Annotated in this window: 3 protein-coding genes; all 3 read left to right on the top strand. The window is 61.1% G+C overall.

Annotation, left to right across the window (positions count from 1 at the left end; translation table 11 throughout):
• Positions 1-490 precede the first annotated feature (490 nt).
• Entirely contained in the window at positions 491-1225 is a 735-nt protein-coding gene (locus tag WCB02_RS21075) for an N-acyl amino acid synthase FeeM domain-containing protein (protein ID WP_423961073.1), read from the top strand.
• Positions 1226-1524: 299 nt separating this feature from the next.
• Positions 1525-2013 (top strand): peptidoglycan-associated lipoprotein Pal, encoded by a 489-nt coding sequence (pal, locus tag WCB02_RS21080; protein ID WP_423961069.1) that lies wholly within the window; start codon positions 1525-1527, stop codon positions 2011-2013.
• 192 nt (positions 2014-2205) lie between these two features.
• The coding region (locus WCB02_RS21085; protein WP_423961070.1) for a septum formation initiator family protein at positions 2206-2800 on the top strand (595 nt) is incomplete at its 3' end.

Raw genomic sequence — 2800 nt, forward strand, 5'->3', positions numbered from 1 at the left:
TGATTTGCCGGGTGCGTCCGCCGGGATAGCTCACCGTCAGAACGAAGACATGATGTCCTTCGCCGCGCGCGCATTTCGGGCAATCTTTGGTATGCCGGACCGTGCGCTCCAGCAGCGAGCCACGAAGCATTTCGCCGGTGATCGGCAATTTGCCGACCAGCTTTTCGCGTGCTCGCAGAGTTTGCTCTCGAATCATTCATAAGAATGAATCAACGAAAGCGACCAACGTCAATTCCGATTCTGTCCGACCTTGCAGTTTTCCGCATACAGGACGATTCTAGTCCAAGGCCAGCTTGACTGAATTTTGCGCCGGAAAGTAGCTATTCTGGCCCCGCGTCAGTTGTGGACTGAGTGTTTTCAATCGAATATCTCTGATCGCGTTAACCCTATTACATCGATACCTTTGCATCATCGTTAAGGGGATGTTAATCTTCCTGCACTCGCTCGGAAGTTGCTTAGTCAGTTGCGTTGGCGTTGGAGGGTGTTCGGAATGAGGTCTGCGGCCGAAGCTATCCGGGTCGTTCCGGAACGCAGTACGGATCTTCTCGAACACGTCGATTATCGCCGCGCCGACACGCCAGAGGAAAAAGACAGGATTTATCGCCTGCGCTACCGCGCCTATTTGCGCGAGGGCGCCATCCTGCCCTCGGAAACCGGGCGCGTCACTGACCGCTACGACGACCTGCCGAACAATTTCACTTTCGGCATCTACCTCCGCGGCGAGCTTTATAGTTCCATTCGGATCAGCGTGCTGACGTCCGAGTGGCGGGGATCTCCCTCATCTGAAATGTTTTCCGATCTGCTGCATCCGGAACTGGAGCGCGGAAAGATCATCATCGATCCCACCCGTTTCGTCGCCGATCCTGAGAAAGCCCGAACATTCCCCGAGCTTCCCTATGTCACCGTGCGGCTCGGCTATATCGCTTGCGCGCATTTCAACGCCGATATCGGCCTCGCCAATGTGCGCCCCGAACACCGGGCATTTTATCGCAAGGTTTTTCTGCAGGAGCCCTGGGGAGAGCCAAGGCTGTACCCGGGGCTGATCAAGCCCGTGGGTCTGGTGGCCGCAAAATATCCCGAGATTCGGGACCGGGTGTTCCAGCGCTTCCCCTTCATGCGTTCGAGTGCTTTCGAGCGGCGAATGCTGTTTGAGCGCAAGGGAGAGCTGGCGTCAAAATGGGTCGTTCCGGCCCCAGAACAGGTGTCGACCGCCGCGCAATCCTGACAGCGGCCGCTTTTGGCGCCCGTTCTTTGGGCAAAGCTGCGGGCGGCTTCCCACGGCTGTTGCCTTTGTGTCGTATTTCGGAAAAATCCATCCAGACCCGGACCGGTCGCGGTGCACAAGGTTGCTTGCCTCACCCTCGCGCCACATTTACAACCCATTAACCATCGCGGGTGCTTTTCAACGGTTCCCGGCATTTGATCGGGTTCGGCAACGACCCATCAAGGTTGACGGAACGTTCGCTTAACCATCGCCCTGTAGACCGGATGACAGTCTAAAGACGTGAGCGTGGAGGCTCTGGAATGAAACACCAAATGCGTATCCTCCAGGGATTGAGGCTCGCCGCGGTCCTCGCGGTGGCGCTCTCGATGGGTGCTTGTGCCAACAAGAACCTGGGAGCCGACGCGATGGCCAGTGCCGCGACGCCGGGCAGCCAGCAGGATTTCGTGGTTAATGTCGGCGATCGCGTGTTTTTCGAGAGCGACCAGACCGACCTGACCCCGCAGGCGATCGCGACCCTGGAAAAGCAGGTACAGTGGCTGCAGAGCTATCCGCGTTACAGCTTCACCATTGAAGGCCATGCGGATGAACGCGGCACCCGGGAATACAATATCGCACTCGGCGCCCGCCGCGCACAATCGGTCCGCACCTTCCTGACCTCGCGCGGCATCGATCCGAGCCGGATGCGGACGATCTCCTACGGCAAGGAACGCCCGGTCGCAGTCTGCAACGACATCTCATGCTGGTCGCAGAACCGCCGTGCGGTGACGGTCCTGAACGCGAGTTCCTGAGGGAAGCCGCCTGTAAGACTTTCGCAAGATTTGCTGCCGGCGCCTCGAGCGCCGGCGTTGCCGTTCGGCTGCGCCAAGCCGTTCGGGTGCGTCAAAGTCGTTTGCGAAGGCGTTTGAAGGAGTCACATTTTTGGCGTACTCCGTCCCCCAATGTCTGGCGCTTTCGATGTGCCGATTCCTCATCCGGGCAAGATGTCATCCAGATTTCATCAACTGACCCGCGCCGCGGCAATCGCCGGGCTTCTGGTGCTGTCGCAGCAGGCGTGGTCCTCGCGGGCCTTCGCGCAATCCTTGGCGCAATCGACCGACGACGACCCGGAAATGCGTATCCAGCGGCTGGAAGAGCAGTTGCGCCAGCTCACCGGTCAGAACGAGGAGTTGCAGTACCGCAACCGCCAGCTCGAAGATCGCCTGCGCCAGCTGCAGGGCGGCGCGCAACCCGCACCAGGTGCCCCGTCGGTGGCGGCGGCGCCTCCCGTGCAGGCCCCGCCGGCCTACAGTCCGCCGGTCCAGGGCGGCGGTTATGCGCCGCCCCAGCCGGGCTATGCGCCAGCTCAGACCGGCTATGGGCAATCTCAGCCGGGCTACGGTCAACAGCCTTATGGCCAATCGCAGATCGCAGCGCCGGCGCCGATCGTGCAGGAGCCGCCCGCAGGCCAGCGACGCGGCGATGCGTTCGATCCGAACCAGAATCCGTCCGCGCCCGGTGCCCCACGCCCGCTCGGCGGCGGCCAGCTTCCGGTTGAGGAGGGGGCGGTTGCGCCGCCCGGCGGACGTCCCCCGGGAG

Origin of the sequence: Bradyrhizobium sp., from assembly GCF_049581145.1 — a bacterium.
Lineage (GTDB): Bacteria > Pseudomonadota > Alphaproteobacteria > Rhizobiales > Xanthobacteraceae > Bradyrhizobium.

Bases quoted from the DNA above. Each gene is read 5' to 3' on its own strand.
- WCB02_RS21075 (WP_423961073.1), top strand. From the start codon at position 491: ATGAGGTCTGCGGCCGAAGCTATCCGGGTCGTTCCGGAACGCAGTACG.
- pal (WP_423961069.1), top strand. From the start codon at position 1,525: ATGAAACACCAAATGCGTATCCTCCAGGGATTGAGGCTCGCCGCGGTC.